Raw genomic sequence first — 26,528 nt, 5'->3', positions numbered from 1 at the left:
GTGGGCCCCGGTGATCACCGGGGCCCACCCCTCCGCGCGGTTCAGTTCCTGGCGGCAGCCGCCGCGCACTCCGCGCAGGTGCCGAAGATCTCCACCGTGTGGGCCACGCTCACATAACCGTGCTGGGCCGCGATCGTCTCCGCCCACTGCTCGACAGCGGGCCCCTCGACCTCGACCGCCTTGCCGCAGATCCGGCAGACGAGATGGTGGTGGTGGTCGCCGGTCGAGCAGCGCCGGTAGACCGATTCGCCGTCGTTCGTGCGCAGCACGTCGACCTCGCCCGCGTCGGCGAGCGACTGGAGCGTGCGGTAGACCGTGGTCAGTCCCACCGAGTCACCACGGTGTTTGAGCATGTCGTGGAGATCCTGAGCGCTGCGGAACTCGTCCACCTCGTCGAGCGCCGCCGCCACCGCGGCGCGCTGGCGGGTCGATCGGCCGCGCACGGGGGCCGCGTTCGATCCGCCGCTGGGCGCAGTCGTCACCGGTGCCTCCTTGCCTCTGCCCGTGTCCTCCGGGCGTTGCCCGCTTGTCTACGGGCCCATTCTGCCAGTCCAGGACCGGCCCGCGGTCATGCCGTGGCGTCCTCCGCCGGGCGCCGGGCGCCGGGGACGTCGGCTACCGGCACCGGCGCCGGTCCGGTTCCGTCCGCCTGTACGAGACACGCTTCCGCGTTCCTCAGCGCACGGGCCCGGCGCCGGGCCAGCGGCGCGGCGAGCGCGGTCAGCAGGACGAAGACCCCGATCGCGATCAGCACGATCGTCGCGCCCGGCGGTACGTCCTGGTAGTACGAGGTGACCGTGCCGGCCAGCGTCACCGCCGTACCGATCACGACGGACAGCACGAACGTGACCACGAACGAGCGCGTGACCTGCTGCGCCGCCGCCACCGGCACCACCATCAGCGCGCTGACCAGCAGCAGCCCCACCACCCGCATGGCGACCGTGACCGTCACGGCGGCGGTCACCGCGATCAGCAGGTTCAGGGCGCGCACCGGCAGCCCGGTGACCCGGGCGAACTCCTCGTCCTGGCTGACGGCGAAGAGCTGCCGCCGCAGACCCACCGTGACCAGCACCACAAATCCGGCGAGCAGCGAGATCGCGGTGACGTCGGAGGGAGAGACGGTCGAGAGCGAGCCGAAGAGGTACGAACTGAGGTTCGCGTTGGAACCGTTCGGCGCGAGGTTGATCAGCAGCACACCGCCCGCCATGCCCCCGTAGAAGAGCATCGCCAGCGCGATGTCACCGCGGGTGCGGCCGTACGCCCTGATCAGCTCCATCGTGACGGCGCCGAGGACCGCGACGAGCGTGGCCATCCATATCGGGCTCGCGGAGAGCAGGAAGCCCAGGCCGACCCCGGTCATCGCCACATGGCCGATGCCGTCGCCCATCAGGGCCTGCCGGCGCTGGACGAGGTAGATACCTACGGCGGGCGCGGTGACGCCGACCAGGACGGCGGCGATCAGCGCCCGCTGCATGAAGGCGGTCTCAAGGATTTCCATGGTCAGGTCAGCAGTCCTGTACGGAGCGGCTCGCCGGCCGCGTGCGGATGAACGTGGTCGTGGCCGGGCAGGGCGTGCTGGCCGACGGCCTTCGGCGGCGGTCCGTCGTGCACCACGCAGCCGTCGCGCAGCACCACCGCGCGGTCGATCAGCGGCTCCAGCGGGCCCAGCTCGTGCAGGACGAGCAGTACGGTCGCGCCGGCCGCCACCTGCTCGCGCAGGGTCGCCGCGAGGATGGCCTGACTGGCCAGGTCGACGCCCGCCATCGGCTCGTCCATGATCAGCAGCTCGGGCTCGGAGGCGAGCGCGCGGGCGATCAGCACCCGCTGGTGCTGGCCGCCCGACAGGGCGCCCACGGAGTCCCTGGCGCGGTCGCCGAGGCCCACCAGCTCGATGGCCCGCTGAACGGCCGCACGATCGGCCTTGGTGGGCCATCCCAGCCGCAACGGGCTCGTACGGGAGAGCCGGCCGGAGGAGACGACCTCGCGGACGGTCGCGGGCACGCCGCTCGCGGCGGTGGTGCGCTGCGGTACGTAGCCGACGCGCCGCCACGCGCGGAAGCGGCGCAGCGGGGTGCCGAAGAGCGAGATCTCGCCGTCGGCCAGCGGGACCTGGCCGATCACGGACCGTACGGCGGTGGACTTGCCGGAGCCGTTGGCGCCGAGCAGGGCGACCACCTCGCCGCGGCGCACGGTGAGGTCGATGCCGCGCAGCACGGGGCGCGCGCCGAGCGTGGCGGCGGCGCCGCGGACGGTGATGACGGGCGGGGGGCCGCCGTCGGTACCGGGGTGCGCCGGGGCGCGTTCCGCCGCCCTGGCGTGGTCGCTCTCCACCGTCGCCATCTCAGGCGCCTCCGTTGCTGGTCTCGTCGCTGCCGTCGCCGCCGATGTCGCCACCGGCGGGGGAGTCACCCCTGGTCGAGGGCCGCCCCCGGTCAGGGGAATCGTTTCGCCCGCTCCGTGTCACGTCAGGTCATTTCGCGCCCAGCGCGGTGCGCAGGGCTTCCAGGTTGGACCGCATGACCTCGATGTAGTCGCGGCCCCTGGTCTTGTCGGTGATTCCCTCGATCGGGTCGAGGACATCCGTGGTGAGCCCGGAGTCCCCGGCCACCGTTTTGGCGGTCTTGTCACTGGCGAGTGTCTCGAAGAATACGGTGGTGACCTTGTCCCGCTTCGCGATGGTCTCCAGTTCCTTCACCCGGGCCGGGCTCGGCTCCGACTCGGGGTCGATGCCGGCGATGGCCTCCTGCTCCAGACCGTAACGCTCGGCGAGGTAGCCGAAGGCGGCGTGGGTGGTGATGAACGTCTTGGTGCCGGTGTCGGCGAGGCCGTCCTTGAAGGACGTGTTCAGGCCGTCCAGCCTGGTGACCAGCGCGCTGGTGTTCTTCTTGTACGCGGCGGCGTGGTCGGGGTCGGCCTTCTCCAGGGAGGCGCCGACGCCCTTGGCGACCTCGGCGAACCGCACCGGGTCGAGCCAGATGTGCGGGTCCTTGCCGTCCGTGTCCGACTCCTCGTGCCCGTGGTCGGCCTCGTCCGTGGCGGCCTCGCCGGCGTGGTCGTCGTGACCGTGGTCGTGGCCGGTCTCCGTGCCGTGGTTCTCCAGTGTGGTGAGGGTCGTCGCGTCGATGACCGTCTTCGCCCCGGACTGGTCGATGGCCTTGTCCACGGCGGGCTGGATGCCCTTGAGGTAGAGGATGACGTCGGCCTCGCCGAGCTGGGCGGCCTGCCGGGGCTTCAGCTCCAGGTCGTGCGGCTCGACGCCCGGCTTGGTGAGGGTGGTGACGGAGACGTGGTCGCCGCCGATCTGCTGGGCCAGGTATTCCATGGGGTAGAACGACGCGATCACCGCGAGCTTGCCGTCACGGCTCTTCCCGGTCGTGTCGGAGGAGGAAGAGCAGGCGGAGAGCGCCACCATGCCGAGGGTGACGGTTCCGGCGAGGGCGGCGGTGGGTATGAGGCGTCGTCGTACGTTCATGACAGTCATTTTCAACAAAAGTGGAAACGGTTGTCAACAAGGGTCCGGTAACGGGTCGGAATGTCTCTTGCTCCGCACCGATTTGATCGAAGGGGTGCGCGCGCCGCTAATCTGAAGCATTCGCCGTTCGTCGTCGTCGTAATGAAGAGAGACCCGTGGCCGCCGACAAGATCGACAGCATCGTCAACCTGAGCAAGCGCCGTGGCTTCGTCTACCCGTGCAGTGAGATCTACGGTGGTCAGCGGGCCGCCTGGGACTACGGGCCGCTCGGAGTCGAGCTGAAGGAAAACCTCAAGCGTCAGTGGTGGCGCTACATGGTCACCTCGCGCGAGGACGTTGTCGGCATCGACTCGTCGGTGATCCTCGCCACGGAGGTCTGGGAGGCGTCCGGCCACGTCGCGACCTTCACCGACCCGCTCACCGAGTGCACCTCTTGCCACAAGCGCTTCCGCGCCGACCACCTGGAGGAGGCGTACGAGGCGAAGCACGGCAAGGCCCCCGCGAGCCTCTCCGAGCTGAACTGCCCGAACTGCGGCAACAAGGGCACCTTCACCGAGCCCAAGCAGTTCTCCGGTCTGCTCTCCACCCACCTCGGCCCGACGCAGGACTCCGGCTCGATCGCCTACCTGCGCCCCGAGACCGCGCAGGGCATCTTCACCAACTTCGCCCAGGTGCAGCAGACCTCGCGCAAGAAGCCGCCGTTCGGCATCGCGCAGATGGGCAAGTCCTTCCGGAACGAGATCACTCCGGGCAACTTCATCTTCCGCACGCGCGAGTTCGAGCAGATGGAGATGGAGTTCTTCGTCAAGCCGGGCGAGGACGAGCAGTGGCAGGAATACTGGATGGAGCAGCGCTGGAACTGGTACCGCGACCTGGGTCTCCGTGAGGAGAACATGCGCTGGTACGACCACCCGGCCGAGAAGCTCTCGCACTACTCCAAGCGCACCGCCGACATCGAGTACCGCTTCCAGTTCGGCGGCAGCGAGTGGGGCGAGCTGGAGGGTGTCGCCAACCGCACGGACTACGACCTCTCCGCACACTCCAAGGCGTCCGGTCACGACCTGTCGTACTTCGACCAGGAGGCCGGTGAACGCTGGACCCCGTACGTCATCGAGCCCGCCGCCGGTGTGGGCCGCGCGATGCTCGCCTTCCTCCTCGACGCGTACAACGAGGACGAGGCGCCCAACGCGAAGGGCGTGCTGGAGAAGCGCACCGTGATGCGCCTCGACCCGCGCCTCGCGCCGGTCAAGGTCGCCGTGCTGCCGCTCTCCCGCAACCCGCAGCTCTCGCCGAAGGCCAAGGGTCTCGCGACGGACCTGCGGCGCAACTGGAACATCGAGTTCGACGACGCGGGCGCCATCGGCCGCCGCTACCGCCGCCAGGACGAGATCGGCACGCCGTTCTGCGTGACCGTCGACTTCGACACCCTGGACGACAACGCGGTGACGGTGCGCGAGCGCGACACGATGAAGCAGGAGCGCGTCTCGCTGGACCGGATCCAGAGCTACCTGGGCGAGCACCTGCTCGGCTGCTGACCGCGAAGTACGCGAGACTCCACGGGAGTTTTGGACAGGCCCCCGGTTCCGTCACGGAACCGGGGGCCTGTCCGCGTTCCACGGCGGAGCCTTGCGGCACACTGGGCGCTCCCCGAGAAGAGAGGAACGGATCATGCCGTCCTCCACCACCAGCAAGGTCAGCCGATGGGATCAGCACGGACGGGAACATGTCGTCCGGGTGCAGAAGGCGGGTGTGCAGCGGTCGTTGATATGTGACACCTGCGGCTGGCGGAAGGGGGCGCAGTTCCTTCCCTGGCTCAAGGCCGAGGAACACCTCACCGAGGCCCACCAGGCCACGGTGGACCCGGCGGCGGGCTGACCGCCGGCCGCCCGGGCGGGGGAGGGGGCGGAGGCGGGCGCCGTCCCCCGCCGTCAGGGCTTGAGGCCGCGCAGCAGCAGATCGGCGACGGCGGTGAAGTCGGCGTCGATCGTGGGCTTCTGCCACTCCGGTGCGTAGCACGGGTCGTGGAAGCGCGCCGTCGCGACGAAGAGCGCCCCGGCCGCACCCGCCGGGTCCGGCGCCACGAACTCGCCCGCGCGCACGCCCTCTTGGACGATCCGTGTGAGCTGTCCGGTCAGCTCCGTCAGATGCGCGTCCACCGCGTCGCTCTGTTCCTCGGCGAGCACCGAGTACGTGGCGAACAGCTCGGGGTCGTCGCCCGCCTTGTGGCGCTTGGTGTCGAACAGCGCCAGCAGCCAGCCCCGCAGCTTCTCCGGGCCGGGCGCCCCCGCCCCGTCGACGATCTCCTGGAGCACCCGCTCCGTGCCGCTCAGCCAGCGCGCCGTGACCGCCTCGCGCAGCGCCGCCTTTGTCCTGAAGTGCCGGTAGACGCTGCCGTGACTGACCCCGAGCAGCCGCGCCACATCCACCACCGTCGCCTTCGCCGGCCCGTAACGGCGCAGCACCTCCTCGGTGGCTTCGAGGATGCGCTCGGCGGTCAGGGTCTCGGGGGACATGGCTGCCCGACCTTTCATGGCTCGTGCGGCTTGTGCGGTTCGTACGGCGGCGGTACGTCACCTGGGGTGCCAGGCGACACTACCGGTCACCCCGGGCCGGACGGCCCGCCGGGTGAGCCCTCCGTGCCCCCCTCCCCCTGAGCCGCGCGCGGTCCTGCCGCGCCCCGGTCACCGTTCGCTGTCCAGGGACGACATCTGCGAGGCCGGATAGCGGTCGCCCGCCGCGACGCCTGCCGGGAAGGCCTGGTCGAGGGCGGCGAGATCGGCGGCGTCGAGCGTGACGTCCAGGGCACCCAGGGCCTCGGTCAGCCGGTCCCGGCGCCGGGCGCCGATCAGCGGGACGATGTCCTCGCCCTGGGCGAGCACCCAGGCGATGGCGATCTGCGCGACCGTGACGCCCTTCTGCTCGGCGAGCTTGCGCAGCGAGTCGACCAGCGCCAGGTTGTGATCGAGGTTCTCCCCCTGGAAGCGCGGGCTGAACGCCCGGAAGTCGCTCGGCCTCAGCTCGCGGTCGCGGGTGAAGTGGCCGCTGATCAGCCCGCGCGAGAGCACTCCGTACGCCGTGACACCGATCCCCAGCTCGCGGACCGTCGCCAGGATGTTGTCCTCGATGGAGCGGGAGATCAGCCCGTACTCGATCTGGAGGTCCGCGATCGGGGCGACCGAGGCGGCCCGGCGGATGGTGTCGCTGCCCGCCTCGGAAAGGCCGATGTGGCGTACATGGCCGGCCTCGACCAGCTCGGCGATGGCACCGACCGTCTCCTCGATCGGGACATCGGGGTCGACGCGGGCGATCCGGTAGATGTCGATGTGGTCGGTGCCGAGGCGCTGGAGGGAGTAGGCGGCGAAGTTCTTGACGGCGGCCGGGCGTCCGTCGTTTCCACCCCAGCCGTTGTCGGGATCGCGCAGGGCGCCGAACTTGACGCTGGTGAGCGCCCGTTCGCGGGCACCCGCCGGCGCGGTGCGCAGCGCCTCCGCGATCAGCAGCTCGTTGTGCCCCATCGCGTAGAAGTCGCCGGTGTCGAGCAGGGTGACGCCCGCGTCGAGCGCGGCGTGCAGGGTGGCGATGGACTCGGCGCGGTCCACCTCTCCGTACATCGGGGACATGCCCATGCAGCCGAGGCCGAGGGCGGAGACCTGGGGGCCCGTGGCGCCGAGGGCGCGGGTGGGGATGGCGTGAGTGGTCATGGCGGCTTCCTCCATACGTGAATCCGGACACCATCGAGAATGACATGACGGATGACAGATTTCAATATCTGTCATCCGTTCAGGTGTACGGAAAACGCGTTACGCCCCGGTCGCACCCGGTGGTAGCGTCTCGGGCATGTTCTTCCAGATCTACGAGTGAGAGCGCGGCGGTCTCCGCACCGCCCCCCACCGACGAATCCGCAGATCACTTCTCATCACTTCGGGAGAACCCCGTGGCAAAGAGCCGCAACAACCTTCTCGGCGTGGGCGGTCAGCGCACGAAGATGAGCCGCACGGACCCGCAGTCCAGCGGCCCCGCCCGTGACGCCAACCGCAAGGCCGCCGCCGACCAGAAGCAGGAGCTGCTGCGCAAGATGCGGGAGCGCGCGGCGGGCCAGACGCCGGCCGACCAGGACGACACCGCCCCGGCGGGCGGCACCTCCCCGGCGGGCGGCACCTCCCCGGCGGACGACACCACCCCGGCGAACGGCGAGGACGCGGCGCAGGCCTGACGCCGCCCGTCCCCTGAGGGACGGCTACGGAACAGCGCGCGATGGGCCCGGATCACGAGACGATCCGGGCCCACCCCCTGCTCCCCCTCGGCGTTCCCCTGGGCTCAGCCGATCGCGCGCGGCAGCCGCAGACTGAGCAGCGCCGTCAGGACCACCGTCCCGAGCTGCACCAGCAGCGTCACCGCCAGCGCGTCCCGCATCCCCACCGAGGACGTCAGCGTCAGGAAGAGCGAGCCCAGCGTCGCCACCCCCAGCGCCAGCGCGGACTGCTGGGTCGTGACCAGCACCCCGCTGCCCACCCCGGCCCGTTCGGACGGCACGTCCGCGAGCACGATCCGGATGATCACCGGGAGCTGGAGCCCCTGGCCGAGACCGGCCAGCGCGATCCCCGGCAGCAGTTCCGGCGTGCCGATCGCGGGCCAGCCGTCCCGCACGGTGAGCACCAGCAGCGCCACCCCCACCGCCTGGAGCACCGCGCCGGCCGTGACGACGAGGCTGCCGTACCGCCGGATCAGCCGCGGCCCGGCCAGCGACGCCCCGAAGAACGCCACCGCCATGGGCACCAGCGCCACCCCGGCGGCCACCGTTCCCATCCCCAGCCCCTGCTGGAGCGCGACCGCGATCACGAACATGAAGCCGCCGAAGCCGATCGAGAACGGCACGATCATCGCGAGCCCGCGCCGTACCGAGACCAGCGCGAAGAGGCTCGGCGGCACCAGCGGCGTGCGCCCCTGCCGGTCGGCCCGCCGCTCCACGCGCAGGAAGACGTACGCCACCACCGGGAAGGCGGCGAGCGAGGCCCAGGTCCACACGGGCCAGCCGGCCGCCCGGCCCTCGGTGAGCGGCGCCAGCAGCGTCACCAGGGAGAGCGCCAGCAGCAGCGTCCCCGGTACGTCGACGGGCGCGGGCCGCTGCGCGCGCGTCTCGGGGACCGAACGGAACGCCGGCACCAGGCCCGCCAGCGCGACCGGCACGTTCACCAGGAAGATCGCCCGCCAGCCGGTGCCCGCCAGGTCGGCGGCGACGAGCACGCCGCCGAGGATCTGGCCCACCACCATCGCCAGCCCCGCGGTCGCCCCGTACAGGCTCAGCGCCCTGGCCCGGCGCGGCCCGGTGGTCGAGGCGTGGATCGTGGCCAGCACCTGCGGCAGCATCAGCGCCGCCGCCGCGCCCTGCGCGACCCGCGCCCCAGCGTCCCGGCGGTCGGCGCGAGGCCGCACAGCAGCGACGTGAGGCCGAAGGCCGCCATCCCGGCGAGGAAGAGCCGCCGTCTGCCGAACATGTCCCCGAGCCGGCCGCCGAGGACGAGGAGTACGGCGTAGGAGAGCCCGTACCCGGCGACGACCAGCTCCAGCATGGCGGGACCGGCCGCCAGATCACGGTCGATGGTCGGCAGGGCGACATTGACGATGAAGAAGTCGATCAGGGGCAGCGCCGCTCCGAGCAGCACGGTGAACAGCCCCAGCGGGCCGAGGACGGACCCGTGATCGCGTACGACGGGTGCCACCGCGCCGACCGGGGTGGCACCGGCGGCGGTGGACGGGGTCGGGAGGGAGATGGATGATCTGCTCACCTCATCGAGGGTGCTCCCCGTCCGAGCCTGGTACCAGAGTCTCCTTATCCTGGTACCGGTACTACCTGGCAACAGGATGGACCGTGCGGCACCCTGGAACCATGACCACCCTCGCACGGACCGCGGCGACCGGACAGGCGACCGACATCCGGCGGCATGAACTCGCCGGGTTCCTGCGCAGCCGCCGCGAGCGCATCACCCCCGAGCAGGTCGGGCTCGACCGGGGCCCCCGGCGCCGTACGCCCGGACTGCGCCGCGAGGAGGTCGCCCAGCTCTCCGCCGTCGGCGTCACGTGGTACACGTGGATCGAACAGGCCAGGCCCATCCAGGTCTCCGCCCAGGTTATGGACGCCCTCGCCCGCGCGCTGCTCCTCGACGCAGGCGAGCGCGCGCATCTCTTCTCGCTGGCCGGCGTCGTCGATCCCGCCCCCGGGACGCCCTGCCCCACCATCACCCCCGCCCTGCGGGAGATGCTGGCGCGGCTCGACCCCTTCCCGGCGTGCGTGCAGAACAGCCGGTACGACATCCTCGCGTACAACCAGGCCTACCGGGTGCTCCTGTGCGACCTGGACGCCGTGCCGCCCGAGGACCGCAACTGCATCCTGCTCGCCTTCACCAACGACGAGTGGCGCGCGGCGCTGGCCAACCGGGACGAGACCGTCCGGATCATGGCGGCCAAGTTCCGGGCCGCGATGGCCGAGCACCTCGCCGAGCCGCCGTGGAAGACGCTGCTGGGACGGCTGCGCGCGGCCTCGCCCGAGTTCCGGGAGATCTGGGAGCGGCATGAGGTGGTGGCCCCGGTGGGCGACCGGACCAAACGGTTCGTCAACGCGCGCGTCGGCCGGCTCGACCTGGAGCACACCAACCTCTGGCTCGGCCCCGCCTCGGGGTCCCGGCTGGTCACGTACGTACCTGTGGACGAGGAGTCCCGGCACCGGCTGGAGAGGCTGGTGCGCACCACAGGGGTGGCCGCGGGGGCGGCCCCGGGGGCGCGGGAGGTTCAGGTGTCGGCCCGGGTGTCCGCGGGCGTCTGAGCCCCGGACTTCGCCAGGCCCACCGGAGAGGGCTCGGACTCCAGCCGCCCCGCCGTGCGCAGCGCCGTCCCGCGCGCCCACGCGCCGCTGGTCAGCGCGCCCACCAGCAGCACGCACAGCCCGCACGCGGTGATGATCCACCACGCGACGCCGCTCACCTCGTCGAACCCGGTGCGGTACGCGGCCGAGCCGGCTCCGCCCGCCCCGCTCACGGCCACCCCGCCCGCCAGCACCGCGCCGATCACCGCGACCCCCAGCGTCTGACCGATCTGACGGCTCGTGGAGGCGACGGCCGCCGCCACACCCGCCTGGGCGCGCGGCATCCCGGAAACGGCGGTGTTGGTGATGGGGGCGTTCAGCATGCCGAAGCCCAGCCCGAAGAGCACATACCCGGTGAACATCAGCCCGGTCGTCGCCTCGGCGTCCAGCGTGGCGAAGAGCAGCCCGCTCGCCGTCATCGCCGTACCCGCGACCAGCAGGGGCAGCCGGGGGCCGCGGCTGCCGACCAGCCGGCCCGACAGCGGGGCGCAGAGGAAGGTCAGGGCCGCCATGGGCAGCATGTAGAGGCCCGCGTGGAGGGCGGACAGACCCCGCACGTTCTGGAGGTAGAGCGTGTTCAGGAAAAGGAAGCCGCCCAGCGCCGCGAAGCCGCACACGGCGATGACGGTCGCTCCGCTGAACGGCGCGCTGTGGAAGAAACGCAGGTCGATCAGAGGTTCGGCGCGCCTCGGCTCGTACAGGAGGAGCCCCGCCAGACAGAGCGCGGAGAAGGCGGCGAACGACACGATCAGCGGCGAGGTCCACCCCTTCGCGGGCGCCTCGATGATCGCGTACGTCAGCGCCCCGAGGACGCCGATGACCAGGAGCTGCCCGACCGGGTCGGGGCGGCGCGGCTTCGGCGCCCGGGACTCGGGGACGTACCGCCAGGTCAGCAGCAGGGCGGCCAGTCCGATCGGCAGATTGATCCAGAAGATCGACCGCCAGCCGACCGAGTCCACCAGCACCCCGCCGACCAGCGGGCCCGCCGCCATCGAGATGCCCACGACGGCGCCCCAGACGCCGATGGCGCGGGCGCGCTCACGCGGTCCTGTGAAGGTGTTGGTGATGATCGACATCGCGACCGGGTTGAGCATCGAGCCGCCGACCGCCTGCACCATGCGGAACACGACGAGCGAGGTGAGGTTCGGGGCGAGGGAGCAGAGCGCCGAGCCGAGCGTGAAGAGGACGAGACCGGTCTGGAAGACCCGCCGGCGGCCGATCCGGTCGGCGGTGGAGCCCGAGAGCATCAGCAGAGAGGCGAGAACGAGGGTGTACGCGTCGATCGTCCACTGCATCCCGGAGACCGAGGCGTGGAGCTCGCGCTGCATGGAGGGGAGGGCGACATTGAGGACGGTGTTGTCCAGGCTGACGATCAGAAGACTCATGCAACAGATCGCCAGCACCAGTATTTTCCGCCGGGGGCTCAGCTCGGGCATACGTCGATGGTACGACTGAGTAGTACGGCTAACTAATGAATGCCCCGGTGCGCGACAATGGCCGGATGACCGCTCCACTCGCCATCGGCCCGTACCCCGTGACCCCGCCCGTCGTGCTCGCCCCGATGGCCGGAATCACCAACGCCCCCTTCCGCACGCTGTGCAGGGAATTCAGTGGAGGGAAGGGGCTGTTCGTCAGCGAGATGATCACGACCCGGGCCCTGGTCGAGCGCAACGAGAAGACCATGCAGCTCATCCGCTTCGACCCGACCGAGACACCGCGCTCGATCCAGCTCTACGGGGTGGATCCGGTCACCGTCGGCAAGGCGGTCCGCATGATCGTGGACGAGGATCTGGCCGACCACATCGACCTCAACTTCGGCTGCCCGGTGCCGAAGGTGACCCGCAGGGGCGGCGGCTCCGCACTGCCGTACAAGCGGCCCCTGCTCCGCGCGATCCTGCGCGAGGCCGTCTCCAGCGCGGGCGGTCTGCCCGTCACGATGAAGATGCGCAAGGGCATCGACGACTCCCATCTCACCTGCATGGATGCCGGGCGGATCGCCGTCGAGGAGGGCGTGACGGCCATCGCGCTGCACGGCAGGACCGCCGCGCAGCACTACGGCGGCACCGCCGACTGGGAGGCGATCGCGCGGCTCAAGGAGCATGTGCCGGAGATCCCGGTGCTCGGCAACGGCGACATCTGGTCGGCCGGGGACGCGCTGCGCATGATGCGCGAGACCGGCTGCGACGGGGTGGTCGTGGGGCGGGGCTGCCTGGGGCGGCCGTGGCTCTTCGGCGACCTGGTGGCCGCCTTCGAGGGGACGGGGACGGTCGCGGCGCCGACGCTGCGCGAGGTGGGGGCCGTCATGCGGCGCCACGCCCAGCTCCTGGGGGAGTGGATCGGCGACGAGGCGCGCGGGGTGATCGACTTCCGTAAGCACGTGGCCTGGTACCTGAAGGGCTTCTCGGTCGGCTCGCAGCTCCGCAAGCAGCTCGCCATCACCTCGTCGCTCGCGGAGCTGGACGAGCTGATGGCCGGGCTCGACCTGGACCAGCCGTGGCCGGAGGGCGCGGACGGGCCGCGCGGGCGCACCTCGGGGAACAACCGGGTCGTCCTGCCGGACGGCTGGCTGAAGGACCCGTACGACTGCGCGGGCATCGGCGCGGACGCGGAGCTGGACACGTCCGGCGGCTGAGTGCGCGACACGCGGGGGTGCGGCCGGTGCGTTATGGAAACGTTATGTTCCGGTCCTCCGGTGATCACACTGCCGCAGCAGCGTTCGTCTTTCTCTGACTCTCCGACGAGAAGGATGGGCAGCTTCGATGCGCAGACCCAGCAGATCCGACGGTCGTCGGGCGGGTGCCGTCGCCGTCGCGGTGGCGCTCGCCGCCGGACTGGCGACCACGGCAGGCGCCACGACACCGGGGACACCCGGAGCATCCGCCGGTGGCCAGGCGTTACACGCGGACTCCGTACCCCGCGCGGCCACGGTCACCCTGATCACCGGTGACCGGGTCGACGTGGACGGCCGCGGCAATGTGACCCAGGTGCGTCCCGCCGAGGGCCGCGAGCACCTGAGGATGTCGGTGCGCCGGGAGCACGGCCGTACGTACGCGGTCCCGACCGACGCCCTGCGGCTCATCGCCCAGGGCACGGTGGACCGGCGGCTGTTCGACGTGACCGGCCTGGTCGAGGCGGAGTACGACGACGCCCACCGGGACACGCTCCCGCTGATCGTCTCGTACAGGAACGCGGGCGCCGGTACGGCGAAGTCGCGCGTGGCCGCTTCGGGCGCGAAGGCCGGGCGCGACCTCCCCGCCGTCGGCGGACAGGCCCTCTCGGCGGCCAAGGACGGCACCGACGGCGTCTGGCAGGCGCTGACCGCCGACGCGGGCCGGGCCGAGGCCCGCGTCGCGGCCTCCGGCATCAGCCGCGTATGGCTCGACGGCAAGCGCAAGGTGAACCTGGACAGGAGCGTCCCGCAGATCGGCGCACCCACCGCCTGGGCGGCCGGGTACGAGGGCGACGGGGTCAAGGTCGCCGTCATCGACACGGGCGTGGACCAGACCCACCCGGACCTCGCGGGCGTGGAGGTCGAGGAGAAGAACTTCTCCGGCTCCGCCGACGCCGTGGACCGCGCCGGGCACGGCACCCATGTCGCCTCGACCATCGCCGGCAGCGGGGCCAGGGCGGGCGGCACGTACAAGGGCGTCGCCCCCAAGGCGCGGATCCTGGACGCCAAGGTCTTCGACGACGACGGGTACGGCTCCGACTCGGCCATCCTCGGCGCCATGCAGTGGGCGGCCGACCAGGGCGCCAAGGTCGCGAACATGAGCCTCGGCGGCTACGACGGACCGGAGACCGACCCGCTGGAGGAGGCCGTCGACTCGCTCTCCGAGAGCAGCGGCATCCTCTTCGTCGTCTCGGCGGGCAACGCGGGACCCGGCGCGGGCACCATCGGATCGCCCGGCAGCGCGGCGGCGGCCCTCACGGTCGGGGCGGTGGACCGCGACGACGCCATCGCCGGCTTCTCCTCCGTGGGGCCGTCCGCCGACGGATCCCTGAAGCCGGACATCACCGCGCCCGGCGTGGACATCGTCGCGGCGAAGGCGGCCGAGGGCACCCTCGGCTCCCCGGCGGGCGACGGCTACGTCGCCATGAGCGGTACGTCGATGGCGGCGCCGCATGTCGCGGGCGCCGCGGCGATCCTCGCGCAGCGGCACCCGGACTGGAGCGGCGAGCGGCTCAAGCGGGCTCTCACCGCCTCGGCCGACGCCACCGAGGGGCTGACGGCGTTCCAGCAGGGCGCGGGCCGTACCGATGTGGCGAAGGCGATCACCCAGACCGTCGTCACCGAGGAGACCTCGATCGGGTTCGGCACCCAGCGCTGGTCGCCGGAGGGCGCGGAACCGGTCACCAAGGAGGTGACGTACCGCAACGAGGGGACCGAAGCCGTCACCCTCGACGTGGCGGCCGAGGCGGCCGGCCCCGACGGGAAGCCCGCACCCGACGGGCTGGCCACGACCGGCACGGGGCGGGTCACCGTTCCCGCCGGTGGCACCGCGAAGGTCACGCTGACGCTGGACACCCGCGTCAGCGACGCGTACGGCGCCTTCTCCGGCGCGGTGGTGGCGAAGGAGGCCGGGGCGGCGAAGGCCACCGGCCAGAGCCTGCGCACGGCCTTCGGGGTCACCCGTGAGGCCGAGTCGTACGACGTCACGGTGGACCTGCTGAACCGCGACGGCCAACCGGCCGAGGCGTCCGTCGTCTTCGTCGACCGCGCCACCGGCGCGCAGTCCGGGCAGTGGACCGGCGACGGCAAGGTCACGGTCCGGCTGCCCAAGGGCGACTACCTCGTGGACGCGCCGATCATCACCCCCGAGGACGGCCGGGACACCGAGGTCTCCGAGCTGATCCAAGCTGAGCGTCACCGAGGACATGAACCTCGTCTTCGACGGGCGCGACGCCGAGCCGCTGGCCGTCACGGCCCCCGTGGCCGCCGAGCCGGTCCAGGCGTCGGTGTCCTGGAACCTCGACGCCGGTGACGGCGGCGTCTACGGCCTCTTCCACATGGACTCGCTGGAAGGCTTCTCGACCGGGTCGGTCGGCGCGGCGGTGTCGGGCAAGGAGTTCCAGGCCCAGGTCGGCACCATGCTGGCGGCCGGCGGGGACACGTACAGCCTGCTCTACACGCGTGACGGCAGCATGTACGACGGCTTCACGCACCAGGCGGCCACGAGCGAACTCGCCGAGATCGGGGCGCGGGTGGGCGCATCGGCCCCGGGCAAGGTGGGATCGGTCCACCCGATGTGGTGGAACGAGTTCATGGGGGTCGGCGGAGCGGGCAACCATGTCGCCCTCCCGTACACCTCGAAGCAGTACGTCACCACGCCGCCCGGCTACCGCTGGTCCTTCGGCGTGGGGCAGGCACCCGCCGACGTGCCCTTCGACGGTGAGTACGAGGTCCTCTACGACCGGGACCAGGGCCGGAGTTACGAGGCGGGCAAGAGCTACGGCGTCACTCTCAACGTCGGTGTCTTCGCCCCGGACATCCGGGCCGGGGACCTGGGACGTATCGAGGACTTCGCGGTCCTCTGCCAGCCGGTGTTCTCCGACACCTCCGGCCGTCCGGGCCACACCGGACCGGCCGTGGTGAAGGCGAAGCTGACCGTGGACGGGAAGACGTTCCAGGAACAGGACAGCCCCTGCCTCCAGGTCTCGGGACTGCCGGCCAAGGAGTCCGCTTACACGCTGAGCGTGGACGCGACACGCAAGGCCGAGGTCGCCCGGGTCTCCACCCGCGTCAGCGCCGAGTGGACGTTCACCTCCGCCTCGCCCGGGAACACGGTGGCCCTGCCGCCGCTGTCCACCCTCGGGTTCGCCCCGGAGCTGACCCCGGCCAGCACCGCCGAGGCAGGTACGACGCTGAGGGTCCCGCTCGTCGTCGAGGGCAACGCGGCCAGGAAGGGCGTCGCGTCCCTGACGGTCGAGGCGTCCTACGACGGCGGTACCACCTGGCGGAAGGCGCCCGTCACCACGGAGAACGGTGAGCGCGCCATCACGCTGGACCACCCCGCGTCCGCCGCCTCGGTATCGCTCAGGGGCGGGCTGAAGGACACCGAGGGCAACGGTTACGAGGTGACGGTCACGGACGCGTATCTGCTGACGCCGCACGCTTCCTGAGCCGAGCGCGGCGCGCCCGGGAGGCGCGCGGCGAGGGCGTGATTCTCGCCACGTTTGATGATGAAGTAGCTCAGATGAGCGGATCTTGCGTGGCTGTACCTCTGGAAAGGGTGGCACGCCGTGCCACCCTTTCCGTCTTCAAGAAGTGAACTCAGACGTCGATATCAATGCTCATCTGAGCGCGACGGGTCATGTCCGGGTCACGCCCGCTTCGAGGCGTGAAGGAGCGGCGCGCGCCCCGTCGCCGCCGGGGCGCTTTCGATCCGGTGGCGGACGGGTGGTTAAGGCCGTATGACAGTCAAGTGGCCGTACCCAGGCACCTTCGATCTGGGTATGTTCCTCGCCAGCCAGGGCAGCCACCGCGTCGTCGAGGAGTCGAGACCGTGCCGGACAACAGTGATTCCCACGTAGCCATCTCCCAGGGGAACTCCGGGAAGACCTCCGAGCAGCAGACCAAGTACGTCTACGACTTCACCGAGGGCAACAAAGACCTGAAGCATCTCCTCGGCGGCAAGGGCGCCAACCTCGCCGAGATGACCAACCTCGGGCTGCCCGTCCCGCCCGGCTTCACCATCACCACGGAAGCCTGCAACATCTACCTCGACAGCGGTACGGAACCGGCCGCCCTGCGCGACGAGGTCGGCGCCCATCTCGACGCTCTCGAAGCCCGGATGGGCAAGAAGCTCGGCCAGGCCGACGACCCGCTGCTCGTCTCGGTGCGCTCCGGCGCCAAGTTCTCCATGCCCGGCATGATGGACACCGTCCTCAACGTCGGCCTCTCCGACGCCTCGGTCGCCGGCCTCGCCGCGCAGGCCGGCGACGAGCGCTTCGCCTGGGACTCGTACCGCAGGCTGATCCAGATGTTCGGCAGGACCGTCCTCGGTGTCGACGGCGCGCTCTTCGAGGACGCGCTCGACGAGGCCAAGCAGGCCCGGCGGGCCGCCACCGACGTCGATCTGCCCGTGGCCGACCTGAAGAAGCTGGTCACGCACTTCAAGAAGATCGTCACGCGCGAGGCGGGCCGCGACTTCCCGCAGGACCCGCGCGAGCAGATGGATCTCGCGATCCGCTCGGTCTTCGAGTCCTGGAACACCGACCGCGCCAAGCTCTACCGCCGCCAGGAGCGCATCCCCGGCGACCTCGGCACCGCCGTCACCATCTGCTCCATGGTCTTCGGCAACCTCGGCCAGGAGTCGGGCACCGGAGTCGCCTTCACCCGCGACCCGGCCACCGGCCGCCAGGGCGTGTACGGCGACTACCTCCAGAACGCGCAGGGCGAGGACGTCGTCGCGGGCATCCGCAACACCGTCCCCCTCGCCGAACTCGCCACCATCGACAAGACGTCGTACGACCGGCTCCTGGCCATCATGGAGACCCTGGAGACCCACTACCGGGACCTGTGCGACATCGAGTTCACCATCGAGCGCGGCCAGTTGTGGATGCTCCAGACCCGCGTCGGCAAGCGCACCGCCGGCGCCGCCTTCCGGATCGCCACCCAACTCGTGGACCAGGGGCTGATCGACGAGGCCGAGGCGCTCCAGCGCGTCAAAGGCGCCCAGCTCGCGCAGCTCATGTTCCCCCGCTTCGACGAGGACGCCAAGCGCGAGCTGCTGGGCCGGGGCATCGCCGCCTCGCCGGGCGCCGCAGTCGGCAAGGCGGTCTTCGACTCGTACACCGCCATCAAGTGGTCGCGCTCCGGCGAGAAGGTCATCCTCATCCGCCGCGAGACCAACCCCGACGACCTCGAAGGCATGATCGCCGCCGAGGGGATCCTCACCTCGCGGGGCGGCAAGACCTCGCACGCCGCCGTCGTCGCCCGCGGCATGGGCAAGACCTGCGTCTGCGGCGCCGAGGAGCTGGAGGTGGACACGAAGGCGCGCCGGCTGACCGCGGGCTCCACGGTCATCGAGGAGGGCGACGTCGTCTCCATCGACGGCTCGACCGGCAAGGTCTACCTCGGCGAGGTCCCCGTCGTGCCGTCGCCCGTCGTGGAGTACTTCGAGGGCCGGATGCACGCGGGCGCCGACGACGCCGACGAACTGGTCGAGGCCGTCCACCGGATCATGGCGTACGCGGACCGCCGCCGCCGGCTGCGGGTGCGCGCCAACGCCGACAACGCCGAGGACGCGCTGCGCGCCCGCCGCTTCGGCGCCCAGGGCATCGGACTCTGCCGCACGGAGCACATGTTCCTCGGCGAGCGGCGCGAGATGGTCGAGAAGTTGATCCTGGCCGACACCGAGGACGAGCGTGAGGCGGCACTCGGTGCCCTGCTGCCGCTCCAGAAGAAGGACTTCATCGAGCTGTTCGAGGCGATGGACGGCCTGCCGGTGACGGTCCGGCTCCTCGATCCGCCGCTCCACGAGTTCCTGCCCGACATCACCGAGCTGTCGGTACGGGTGGCCCTCGCCGAGGCCCGCAAGGACCACAACGAGAACGATCTGCGCCTCCTCCAGGCCGTGCACAAGCTCCACGAGCAGAACCCGATGCTCGGGCTGCGCGGGGTACGGCTCGGGCTGGTCATTCCCGGGCTCTTCGCCATGCAGGTACGGGCGATCGCGGAGGCCACCGCCGAACGCAAGAACGCCAAGGGCGACCCGCGCGCCGAGATCATGATCCCGCTCGTCGGCACGGTCCAGGAGCTGGAGATCGTCCGCGAGGAGGCCGAGCGGGTCATCTGCGAGGTCGAGCGCGCCAGTGGCTGCGAACTCAAGCTGGCGCTCGGCACGATGATCGAGCTGCCGCGCGCGGCGCTGACCGCCGGGCAGATCGCGGAGGCCGCCGAGTTCTTCTCGTTCGGCACGAACGACCTCACGCAGACCGTCTGGGGCTTCTCCCGCGACGACGTGGAGGCCAGCTTCTTCACGGCGTACCTGGAGAAGGGCATCTTCGGGGTCTCGCCCTTCGAGACCATCGACCGCGACGGCGTGGGCTCGCTGGTACGGAGCGCGGTCGAGGCGGGCCGCGCCACCCGCCCCGGCCTCAAGCTGGGCGTCTGCGGGGAGCACGGCGGCGACCCGGAGTCGGTGCACTTCTTCCACGAGGTCGGCCTCGACTACGTCTCCTGCTCGCCGTTCCGGATCCCGGTGGCGCGGCTGGAGGCGGGGCGCGCGGCGGCGGAGTCGGGCGGCAGCGACTCGCGGTAGGGACAGGGGCCGGTGGCCCCGTACCGGACACCGGGGCCGCTCCCGCGGTTCACCCCTCACCCTCGCCGAGCCGGCGGGGCGGCCCCGGGGCGGAGAGGGGGCGGGCGTGCTGTGCGGTGCGCCCGCCCCTGTCGCGTCCGCGCACAGGGAATACAACAGCGGTTCCCCGCACGGCCGGTGAACACGGCCCGGCGTTGAATGAGAATCAGCGGAGAGGGGCACGGCCGGAGGATCCCCACCCACCGGCCGTGCCCATTACGCGAGCCGGGCATGGAGCCGCAACCCGTACCGACCGCCGCCAAGCGCGCAAAGCCCCCCACGGCCTTCGTCGCGCCTTTTCGGTCGTTCAGGTTTCATGCCCGACGAGGTACAGCTTTTCGCGGGCGAGGGGGCCCCGCGACCCGTTTCAACTGTGGCTGAAACACCGTGGTAACAGCAGGTGATGGCGTGCATACTCAGTGATGGGGCGCGATGGTGGACGCAACAGGTGGGGATGAGAAGTGCTGCGTATTCATTTCACCGGCAAAGACCTGGGTGGGGTCAGGATGGCTGCCGGGCCCGATCCGCTGTGGGAGACGATTCTCAGTTTTCATCGAATACGGGATCGGCGCGGACCCCTTGTCTTCGGCGAATGGCGCGGGGAAACACGTAGCAGGTTGAAAGGTGAAACAGGTCTGCTCTCGGCGCTCGTTCCGCAGCGCGGCTATTTCCCGGATTTCCTCACCCCCGCGCAAGGCCGCCTCGGCATGGCGGTGGGGCTCGAAGCGCTGCGCGCGACCCCGCAGGAGCGGGTCCGCGCCGAACTGGCCCTGCTCTCCGCCGGCGGCGCCCGCCCGGCGCGCAAGGACCCCGGCGGCCGGCTCGCCCTGCTCGCCGACGGCGGCCCCGGCTGTCTCGCCCGGCTCGTGGAGGTGGTGCGTACGTACTACCGCGTCGCCGTAGAGCCGTACTGGCCGCAGATCCGGGCGAGGGTCGACGGCGACCGCGCGCTGCGCGGCCGGGCCCTGCTCGACGGCGGCGCGGGCCGGCTGCTCGCCACGCTCCCGCCGATGCTGCGCTGGAGCGGCCCCGTACTGGAGGCGGACTATCCCGTGCAGCGTGAACTGTGCCTGGACGGCCGCGGGTTGCTGCTTCAGCCGTCCTTCTTCTGCCGCTCCACCGCGGTGGTCCCCAGGGACCCGGCGCTGCCGCCCGTGCTGGTCTACCCGGTCACCCACTCCGACGCGCCCGCCGTCGCGGAGCGCGGCGGACCCACCCTCGGGCGGCTCCTGGGCCACACCCGCTCCGCGGTCCTCCACGCCATCGAACAGCCCGCGACCACCAGCGAACTCGCCCGCAGGACCGGCGTCTCGCTCGCCTCGGCCAGCCAGCACGCCTGTGTGCTGCGCGAGTCGGGCCTCGTGGTCACCCTGCGCCACGGCAACGCCGTGCTGCACACGCTGACCCCGCTGGGCACGGCCCTGCTGCGGGGCCGTGCCACGGCGGACGTGCTCTACGCGCGGAAGGGCCCGGTCACCTCGTAGGTGATCCCGCCGGAGGAGAGTCCGCTGGTGCCGCGCTGGCTGGAGAAGTAGAGGCGCGTGCCGTCGGGGGAGAAGGCCGGTCCGGTGATCTCCGAGCCGGACTGGCCGTCGATCCGCAGGAACGGCGTCACCACGTCGTCGGGGGTGATCAGGCAGATCTCCATGTTCCCGCCGTCCTCCGCGACGAAGAGGTCGCCGGAGGCGCTGCCGGTGACGTTGTCCACCCCGGTCAGCGGCGCCGTACCGGAGACCAGCGAATCGTCGTACGCCAGCTCGATGGTCCCCGCCGCCGCGTTGTACTGCCAGACGCGGTTGTCGCCCTTGGTGGTGAACCAGCAGGTGTTGTCCGCGTAGTAGCACCCCTCGCCGCCGTTGAAACGCTTGGCGCCGGAGACCTGGTTACGGGTGGCCGTCGAGGCGCCGCTCGGATCGGGGACCGTCGCCCAGCCGACCGGGCCGCTCGTGGCCGTCCCGGCGACGAGCACCTCCAGCCGGCCCGCCGACAGGTCGCCCCAGGTGGTGGGCGTGAAGCGGTAGAAGCAGCCGTCGGTGGTGTCCTCGGTGAGATAGATGGTGCGGCGCACGGGGTCGGCCGCCGCGGCCTCGTGCTTGAAGCGGCCCATCGCGTCGCGCCGTACGGCCGCGTTCACGCCCCACGGGTCCGTCTCGTACACGTAGCCGCGGTCGACCTCCTCGCAGGAGAGCCAGGTCCGCCACGGGGTGGCGCCGCCGGCGCAGTTCTGCCGGGTGCCGGAGAGGATCCGGTACGCGCCGGTGATCGCGCCCGCCGCGGAGAAGCGGACCGCGCTCGCGCCGCCCGACGGGTTGATCTCCGAGTTGGAGACATAGATCCAGCCGGTGCCGTCCGGGTAACAGGCCCCGCCGTCGGGCGCGTTGTGCCAGGTGTACGAGGTGTCGGTGACCGTCTGGCCCGACCGGGCGACGATCCTGCTGGTGAATCCGGTGGGGAGCCGGACACCGTTGGCGTTCGCCGCGCCGAGCGCCCCGTAGGGGCCGGTGCCGGGCTGGGCGGGGGCGGCGAGGGCCGCGCCGCGCCAGAGGGTGCCGCCGAAAGCGGCGGCCGAGGTGCCGATGACCGCTCCGCGCAGGAAGTTGCGACGTTCCACGGGTCGCTCCAGAGGGTGTGGTGACCGCCCCGTGGTACCGGCCGGTGCCACGGGGTCGCACGGCGCAGGAGCGTAGCGGCTGTGGGTGGCCGATGGCTGAACACATCGCGGACTTTGCCGTCCGCCTCGGGGTTCGCCGCGGGCGGTTCGGCGTCCTGCGGCTTCAGCGGCGCCTGAGCGGCGGCAACGCCCGCCCCGAGCGCCTTCACGCTCAACGCCCCGAGCGGCTTCGCGCTCAACGGCACCGCCTGCGCTATGTCGTAGCGGGCACCAGCTCCTCGTCCCGAACCCCCGCCCGTACACGTACCTCGTACGCCTGGACGGCGACTTCCTCGTCGTCCAGGCAGCGGCCGGTCGCCAGCTCGAAACGCTGCTTGAGCAGCGGGGACGCCACGAAGAACTGCCCCTCGTGCGTACCGGTCAGGCCCCGGGAGAGGACATACGCCCCGGAGAACGGATCCCGGTTGGAGATCGCGTACGGCCGCCCCGTCCGGTCCAGGAACAGCGCCACCTGCCGGCCGTCCGGGAGCAGCGCGGCCACCCCGCGCCCCGGGGTGAGCGTGGACACCCCGCACACGGGGAACCACGAACGGTCCCTGAGCAGCACTTCCAGCGTGTCTGATGCGGTCATCGGGCGGTCGCCCCTTCCAGGGTGAGGAAGACCAGGTCCGGCTTGACCTGATCGCGTTCCGGTACGAACTTCACCGACGGGTCCGGCGCGTCGGGCGCGTTGACGAACGAGACGAACCGCCGCAGCCGCTCCGGGTCGTTGATGGTCTCCGCCCACTCGTCGCGGTACCCGGCGACATGCGCCGCCATCAGCGACTCCAGCTCCGCGCAGAGCCCGAGCGAGTCATGGACCACCACGTCGCGCACATGGTCGAGCCCGCCCTCGATCCGCTCCAGCCACGCGGAGGTGCGCTCCAGCCGGTCGGCGGTGCGGATGTAGAACATCAGGAACCGGTCGATCAGCCGCACCAGCCCGTCGTCGTCGAGGTCCTGCGCCAGCAGATCCGCGTGGCGCGGGTCGGCGCCGCCGTTGCCGCCGACGTACAGATTCCAGCCGTTGGCCGTGGCGATGATCCCGAAGTCCTTGCCGCGCGCCTCCGCGCACTCGCGCGCGCACCCCGACACCGCCGACTTCAGCTTGTGCGGCGAGCGCAGCCCCCGGTAGCGCAGCTCCAGATCGATCGCCATCTTCACCGAGTCCTGCACGCCGTAGCGGCACCAGGTCTGCCCCACACAGGACTTGACCGTCCGCAGCGACTTCCCGTACGCGTGCCCCGACTCGAAGCCCGCGTCCACCAGCCGGGTCCAGATCAGTGGCAGCTGGTCCACGCGGGCGCCGAACAGGTCGATCCGCTGGCCGCCCGTGATCTTCGTGTAGAGGCCGAAGTCCCGGGCCACCTCCCCGATCACGATCAGCTTCTCCGGGGTGACCTCCCCGCCGGGGATCCGGGGCACGATCGAATACGACCCGTTGCGCTGGATGTTGGCGAGGAAGTGGTCGTTGGTGTCCTGGAGCGCGGCCTGCTCGCCGTCCAGCACATAGCCGCTCACCCCCAGCGCCGGGGCGAGCGAGGCGATGATCGAGCCGACGGTCGGCTTGCAGATCTCGCAGCCGTCCCCGCCGCGCGCGCCCTCACGGCCGTGCGAGTCGAGCAGCCCGGCGTACGAGGTGACGCCCAGGGTGCGGACGATCTCGTACAACTCGCTCCGGGTGTACGGGAAGCAGCCGCACAGCCCCTGGTCGGCGGGGCCGTTGCCGTTCGCGGCCAGCAACTGGCCGATCACCTTGACGCAACTGCCGCACCCCGTACCGGCCTTGGTGCACTTCTTCACCTCGGGCAGCGACGAGCAGGCGCAGATGGCGCCCTTGGTGACGTTGTGGCAGCTACAGATCACGGCTTCGTCCGGCAGCGCCTCCGGGCCCATCGCCGGCGGCGCGCCGAGCCCGGTCGGTACCACCAACTGGGCGGCGGGGACCGGCGGTACGCTCCCGGTGAGCGGGCGCAGCATGCCGTACGCGTCGGCCTCCCCGACGAGCACCCCGCCGAGCAGCGTGCCCTCCCCGTCCACCACCAGCTTCTTGTAGATACCGGCCTGCGGGTCGGAGTAGACGACGTCCAGCGAGCCGGGTGCGGCACCGTGCGCGTCACCGAACGACGCCACGTCCACGCCCAGCAGCTTCAGCTTGGTCGACATGTCGGCGCCGGTGAAGCCGTCCCCGACCGGCCGGCCCCCGTCCGCCGCCAAGACGTCCGCGACCGTCGTCGCCATCTCGTACCCGGGCGCCACCAGCCCGTACACCCGGCCGTCCGACGCCAGCGCGCACTCGCCGATGGCGAAGACGGCGGGGTCGGACGTCCGGCACTGGGCGTCGACCGCGACCCCGCCGCGCTCGCCGACCGTCAGCCCGGCGTCTCGGGCGAGCTGGTCGCGCGGGCGCACGCCCGCCGAGAAGACGACGAGATCGGTGTCGAGCACGGACCCGTCCGACAGCGCCATACCGGTGACGGTCCCGTCGGCGTCCGTCGTCACCTCCTGCGTCCCCACGCCCGTGTGGACGGTCAGCCCCATCGACTCGATCGTGCGCAGTAGCGCCGCGCCACCGCCGTCGTCGACCTGTACGGGCATCAGCCGGGGCGCGAACTCCACGACATGCGTGGCGAGTCCGAGACCCTTCAGCGCGCCCGCCGCCTCCAGACCGAGCAGCCCGCCGCCGACGACCGCGCCGGTGCGGGCCGTCATCGCGTACTCCTCGATCGCGAGCAGGTCCTCGATCGTGCGGTAGACGAAACAGCCGGTCGCGTCCTTGCCCGGCACCGGCGGTACGAACGGGTACGAGCCCGTGGCCAGCACGAGCGTGTCGTAGGCGAAGACCCGCCCGGCCCGCGAGGTGACCGTGCGGGCGGCGCGGTCCACGGCCTCGGCCGGGTCGCCCACGTACAGCTCGATGGAGTGGCGCGCCATGAAGTCCGGTTCGCCGAGGGTGAGATCATCGGGCGTACGGCCGTCGAAGTACGAGCTGAGCCGCACCCGGTCGTAGGCGGGGCGCGGCTCCTCGCAGAGCACCACGACCCGGGCCCGCTCGGTCACGCCGCGCTCGGCCAGGGCCTCCAGGAACCGCTGGCCGACCATTCCGTGGCCGACGACCACGATCGTGGGGGTGGACATCTCGGGGGCCTCCATCGGTAGGTCGTAGCTGGAAGCCTGCGCGGTGGCTGTTACCCGGCCGCATCGCCCCCGTTTCCCGTACGGAACGCTGCGCTCAGCGCGCCGGGCGTGCGGGTGTGAGGGAGGCGGCCCCGGGCGGGTCGCACGGTGTGAGGAGCCGGTCCGGGGCGGCGCGCGGCGGGCGGGACGCAGCGCGCGGCCGTCGGAAGGGGCGGCCGACGATGTCGTTGGACAGGCCACGTATCCCCTCCATAAGGTCGCGGCCATGCCCGACATATCGCTGACCGTGCTGGTCCTGCTCTGCCTCGCCGCTGCCGCCGCGGGCTGGATCGACGCCGTGGTCGGCGGGGGAGGGCTGCTGCTCCTGCCCGCGCTGCTGCTCGGCCTCCCGCAGATCTCCGCCGCGCACATCCTCGGCACCAACAAGGCCGTGGCGATCGTCGGCACCACGGGCGCGGCGGTCACGTACGCGCGCCGGGCGCCGGTGGACGTGAGGACGGCTGTACGGATCGGGCTCATGGCGCTCACCGGGTCGATGACCGGCGCGTTCTTCGCGGCCGGGATCAGCAGCGAGACGCTGCGGCCGGTGATCATGGTGGTGCTGCTGGGGGTGGCCGCCTTCGTGATGCTGCGGCCGTCGTTCGGCCGGGAGCAGGCGGGCGGCCCGGTGGGGCGCGGGCGTACGGTCCTGGCGATCGTGCTGGTGGGCGGCGGAATCGGCTTCTACGACGGGCTCTTCGGACCGGGTACGGGAACGTTTCTCGTGCTGGGGCTCACCGCCGTGCTCCACCTGGATCTGGTGACGGCGTCCGCCACCGCGAAGATCGTGAACGTCTGCACGAACGCCGGGGCGCTCGCGATGTTCACCTACCAGGGCACGGTGCTGTGGCAGCTCGCCGGACTGATGGCGGTCTTCAACCTGGCGGGCGGGATGTTCGGCGCGCGCATGGCGCTCCGCAAGGGCAGCGAGTTCGTCCGGGGGGTGCTGCTGGTGGTGGTGTTCTCGCTGGTCGCGAAGCTCGCGTTCGACCAGTGGACGGCGTGACGGGCGTGACCGGTGCGGCGGGCGGAGCCGGAGGTGTGGCGCATCTGAAAGCGGCCCACGAC

20 protein-coding genes and 1 pseudogene are annotated in these 26,528 nt (G+C 71.4%); 10 read left to right on the top strand and 11 right to left on the bottom strand.

What is annotated here, in order from left to right; translation table 11 throughout:
* Window positions 1-41: 41 nt before the first annotated feature.
* The 4 genes from ACIQ7D_RS18650 to ACIQ7D_RS18635 all read right to left on the bottom strand — a co-directional run bounded on the left by ACIQ7D_RS18650 (window position 42) and on the right by ACIQ7D_RS18635 (window position 3,472).
* Window positions 42-482 carry a Fur family transcriptional regulator gene (locus ACIQ7D_RS18650; RefSeq protein ID WP_403938779.1) on the bottom strand — a complete coding sequence of 147 codons (441 nt, stop codon included), beginning with the start codon at window positions 480-482 and terminating at the stop codon, window positions 42-44.
* An 86-nt stretch (window positions 483-568) separates the two neighbouring features.
* The gene (locus ACIQ7D_RS18645) at window positions 569-1,498 is read right to left on the bottom strand and encodes a metal ABC transporter permease (RefSeq protein WP_403938777.1); all 930 of its coding nucleotides are present in this window, start codon (window positions 1,496-1,498) and stop codon (window positions 569-571) included.
* A gap of 2 nt (window positions 1,499-1,500) precedes the next feature.
* Window positions 1,501-2,340: a metal ABC transporter ATP-binding protein gene (locus ACIQ7D_RS18640; RefSeq protein WP_403938775.1), complete on the bottom strand. Its 840-nt coding sequence runs from the start codon at window positions 2,338-2,340 to the stop codon at window positions 1,501-1,503.
* 130 nt (window positions 2,341-2,470) lie between these two features.
* Entirely contained in the window at window positions 2,471-3,472 is a 1,002-nt protein-coding gene (locus ACIQ7D_RS18635) for a metal ABC transporter substrate-binding protein (protein ID WP_403938773.1), read from the bottom strand.
* Window positions 3,473-3,627: 155 nt separating this feature from the next.
* Here ACIQ7D_RS18635 and ACIQ7D_RS18630 point away from each other — a divergent pair, with 155 nt between their 5' ends.
* Both ACIQ7D_RS18630 and ACIQ7D_RS18625 read left to right on the top strand, forming a co-directional pair.
* Window positions 3,628-5,007, top strand: a complete 1,380-nt coding sequence (locus tag ACIQ7D_RS18630) for a glycine--tRNA ligase (protein ID WP_403938771.1) — start codon at window positions 3,628-3,630, stop codon at window positions 5,005-5,007.
* Window positions 5,008-5,140: 133 nt separating this feature from the next.
* Complete coding sequence (locus ACIQ7D_RS18625) at window positions 5,141-5,347, top strand: hypothetical protein (RefSeq protein ID WP_403938769.1); 207 nt, start codon at window positions 5,141-5,143, stop codon at window positions 5,345-5,347.
* Window positions 5,348-5,400: 53 nt separating this feature from the next.
* Here the strand turns inward: ACIQ7D_RS18625 and ACIQ7D_RS18620 are convergent, their stop codons facing one another.
* Window positions 5,401-5,985, bottom strand: a complete 585-nt coding sequence (locus tag ACIQ7D_RS18620; protein ID WP_403938767.1) for a TetR/AcrR family transcriptional regulator — start codon at window positions 5,983-5,985, stop codon at window positions 5,401-5,403.
* A gap of 168 nt (window positions 5,986-6,153) precedes the next feature.
* A complete protein-coding gene (locus ACIQ7D_RS18615; RefSeq protein WP_403938765.1) occupies window positions 6,154-7,173 on the bottom strand; it encodes an aldo/keto reductase in 1,020 nt (339 codons plus the stop codon).
* Window positions 7,174-7,406: 233 nt separating this feature from the next.
* Between ACIQ7D_RS18615 and ACIQ7D_RS18610 the strand changes: the two genes are divergently transcribed.
* On the top strand, window positions 7,407-7,685 hold the full coding sequence (locus tag ACIQ7D_RS18610; RefSeq protein ID WP_403938763.1) for a DUF6243 family protein: 279 nt from the start codon (window positions 7,407-7,409) through the stop codon (window positions 7,683-7,685).
* Window positions 7,686-7,789: 104 nt separating this feature from the next.
* Here the strand turns inward: ACIQ7D_RS18610 and ACIQ7D_RS18605 are convergent.
* Window positions 7,790-9,192, bottom strand: a pseudogene (locus ACIQ7D_RS18605) (MFS transporter).
* Window positions 9,193-9,359: 167 nt separating this feature from the next.
* Here ACIQ7D_RS18605 and ACIQ7D_RS18600 point away from each other — a divergent pair.
* The gene (locus ACIQ7D_RS18600; protein WP_403938761.1) at window positions 9,360-10,292 is read left to right on the top strand and encodes a helix-turn-helix domain-containing protein; all 933 of its coding nucleotides are present in this window, start codon (window positions 9,360-9,362) and stop codon (window positions 10,290-10,292) included.
* Here the strand turns inward: ACIQ7D_RS18600 and ACIQ7D_RS18595 are convergent.
* Window positions 10,259-11,767, bottom strand: coding sequence for an MFS transporter (locus tag ACIQ7D_RS18595; RefSeq protein ID WP_403938759.1), 1,509 nt, complete (start codon window positions 11,765-11,767; stop codon window positions 10,259-10,261). The genes ACIQ7D_RS18600 and ACIQ7D_RS18595 overlap by 34 nt on opposite strands.
* Window positions 11,768-11,832: 65 nt before the next feature.
* Here ACIQ7D_RS18595 and dusB point away from each other — a divergent pair, with 65 nt between their 5' ends.
* The 5 genes from dusB to ACIQ7D_RS18570 all read left to right on the top strand — a co-directional run bounded on the left by dusB (window position 11,833) and on the right by ACIQ7D_RS18570 (window position 21,117).
* The gene (dusB, locus tag ACIQ7D_RS18590) at window positions 11,833-12,963 is read left to right on the top strand and encodes a tRNA dihydrouridine synthase DusB (RefSeq protein WP_403938757.1); all 1,131 of its coding nucleotides are present in this window, start codon (window positions 11,833-11,835) and stop codon (window positions 12,961-12,963) included.
* A 127-nt stretch (window positions 12,964-13,090) separates the two neighbouring features.
* The gene (locus ACIQ7D_RS18585; protein ID WP_403938755.1) at window positions 13,091-15,313 is read left to right on the top strand and encodes a S8 family serine peptidase; all 2,223 of its coding nucleotides are present in this window, start codon (window positions 13,091-13,093) and stop codon (window positions 15,311-15,313) included.
* The gene (locus ACIQ7D_RS18580) at window positions 15,207-16,451 is read left to right on the top strand and encodes a hypothetical protein (protein WP_403938753.1); all 1,245 of its coding nucleotides are present in this window, start codon (window positions 15,207-15,209) and stop codon (window positions 16,449-16,451) included. The genes ACIQ7D_RS18585 and ACIQ7D_RS18580 overlap by 107 nt, the downstream gene beginning before the upstream one ends.
* 413 nt (window positions 16,452-16,864) lie before the next feature.
* A complete protein-coding gene (gene ppdK / locus ACIQ7D_RS18575; protein ID WP_403938862.1) occupies window positions 16,865-19,594 on the top strand; it encodes a pyruvate, phosphate dikinase in 2,730 nt (909 codons plus the stop codon).
* A 500-nt stretch (window positions 19,595-20,094) separates the two neighbouring features.
* The gene (locus tag ACIQ7D_RS18570; RefSeq protein WP_403938751.1) at window positions 20,095-21,117 is read left to right on the top strand and encodes an ArsR/SmtB family transcription factor; all 1,023 of its coding nucleotides are present in this window, start codon (window positions 20,095-20,097) and stop codon (window positions 21,115-21,117) included.
* Here the strand turns inward: ACIQ7D_RS18570 and ACIQ7D_RS18565 are convergent.
* The 3 genes from ACIQ7D_RS18565 to nirB form a co-directional block, all read right to left on the bottom strand.
* Window positions 21,087-22,244 (bottom strand): alkaline phosphatase PhoX, encoded by a 1,158-nt coding sequence (locus ACIQ7D_RS18565; RefSeq protein WP_403938749.1) that lies wholly within the window; start codon window positions 22,242-22,244, stop codon window positions 21,087-21,089. The genes ACIQ7D_RS18570 and ACIQ7D_RS18565 overlap by 31 nt on opposite strands.
* A 253-nt stretch (window positions 22,245-22,497) precedes the next feature.
* Window positions 22,498-22,875 carry a nitrite reductase small subunit NirD gene (gene nirD, locus ACIQ7D_RS18560; RefSeq protein ID WP_403938747.1) on the bottom strand — a complete coding sequence of 126 codons (378 nt, stop codon included), beginning with the start codon at window positions 22,873-22,875 and terminating at the stop codon, window positions 22,498-22,500.
* The gene (nirB, locus tag ACIQ7D_RS18555) at window positions 22,872-25,421 is read right to left on the bottom strand and encodes a nitrite reductase large subunit NirB (protein ID WP_403938745.1); all 2,550 of its coding nucleotides are present in this window, start codon (window positions 25,419-25,421) and stop codon (window positions 22,872-22,874) included. Before nirB ends, nirD begins: the two co-directional genes overlap by 4 nt.
* A gap of 265 nt (window positions 25,422-25,686) precedes the next feature.
* Here nirB and ACIQ7D_RS18550 point away from each other — a divergent pair, with 265 nt between their 5' ends.
* On the top strand, window positions 25,687-26,466 hold the full coding sequence (locus tag ACIQ7D_RS18550) for a sulfite exporter TauE/SafE family protein (RefSeq protein ID WP_403938742.1): 780 nt from the start codon (window positions 25,687-25,689) through the stop codon (window positions 26,464-26,466).
* Window positions 26,467-26,528: the final 62 nt, after the last annotated feature.

This window comes from Streptomyces sp. NPDC096310, assembly GCF_044763125.1.
In the GTDB taxonomy this organism is placed as follows: Bacteria; Actinomycetota; Actinomycetes; order Streptomycetales; family Streptomycetaceae; genus Streptomyces.
Note: the sequence above shows the minus strand (reverse complement) of the source record. Positions and strands in the feature narration are given on the sequence as shown.

What these genes read in the sequence shown, in the direction of transcription:
- dusB (WP_403938757.1), top strand. Translation starts at nt 11,833, where the DNA reads ATGACCGCTCCACTCGCCATCGGCCCGTACCCCGTGACCCCGCCCGTC.
- ACIQ7D_RS18635 (WP_403938773.1), bottom strand. Translation starts at nt 3,472, where the DNA reads ATGAACGTACGACGACGCCTCATACCCACCGCCGCCCTCGCCGGAACC.
- ACIQ7D_RS18620 (WP_403938767.1), bottom strand. Translation starts at nt 5,985, where the DNA reads ATGTCCCCCGAGACCCTGACCGCCGAGCGCATCCTCGAAGCCACCGAG.
- ACIQ7D_RS18585 (WP_403938755.1), top strand. Translation starts at nt 13,091, where the DNA reads ATGCGCAGACCCAGCAGATCCGACGGTCGTCGGGCGGGTGCCGTCGCC.
- ACIQ7D_RS18595 (WP_403938759.1), bottom strand. Translation starts at nt 11,767, where the DNA reads ATGCCCGAGCTGAGCCCCCGGCGGAAAATACTGGTGCTGGCGATCTGT.
- ACIQ7D_RS18615 (WP_403938765.1), bottom strand. Translation starts at nt 7,173, where the DNA reads ATGACCACTCACGCCATCCCCACCCGCGCCCTCGGCGCCACGGGCCCC.
- nirB (WP_403938745.1), bottom strand. Translation starts at nt 25,421, where the DNA reads ATGTCCACCCCCACGATCGTGGTCGTCGGCCACGGAATGGTCGGCCAG.
- ACIQ7D_RS18640 (WP_403938775.1), bottom strand. Translation starts at nt 2,340, where the DNA reads ATGGCGACGGTGGAGAGCGACCACGCCAGGGCGGCGGAACGCGCCCCG.
- ACIQ7D_RS18580 (WP_403938753.1), top strand. Translation starts at nt 15,207, where the DNA reads ATGAACCTCGTCTTCGACGGGCGCGACGCCGAGCCGCTGGCCGTCACG.
- ACIQ7D_RS18645 (WP_403938777.1), bottom strand. Translation starts at nt 1,498, where the DNA reads ATGGAAATCCTTGAGACCGCCTTCATGCAGCGGGCGCTGATCGCCGCC.
- nirD (WP_403938747.1), bottom strand. Translation starts at nt 22,875, where the DNA reads ATGACCGCATCAGACACGCTGGAAGTGCTGCTCAGGGACCGTTCGTGG.
- ACIQ7D_RS18550 (WP_403938742.1), top strand. Translation starts at nt 25,687, where the DNA reads ATGCCCGACATATCGCTGACCGTGCTGGTCCTGCTCTGCCTCGCCGCT.
- ACIQ7D_RS18625 (WP_403938769.1), top strand. Translation starts at nt 5,141, where the DNA reads ATGCCGTCCTCCACCACCAGCAAGGTCAGCCGATGGGATCAGCACGGA.
- ACIQ7D_RS18600 (WP_403938761.1), top strand. Translation starts at nt 9,360, where the DNA reads ATGACCACCCTCGCACGGACCGCGGCGACCGGACAGGCGACCGACATC.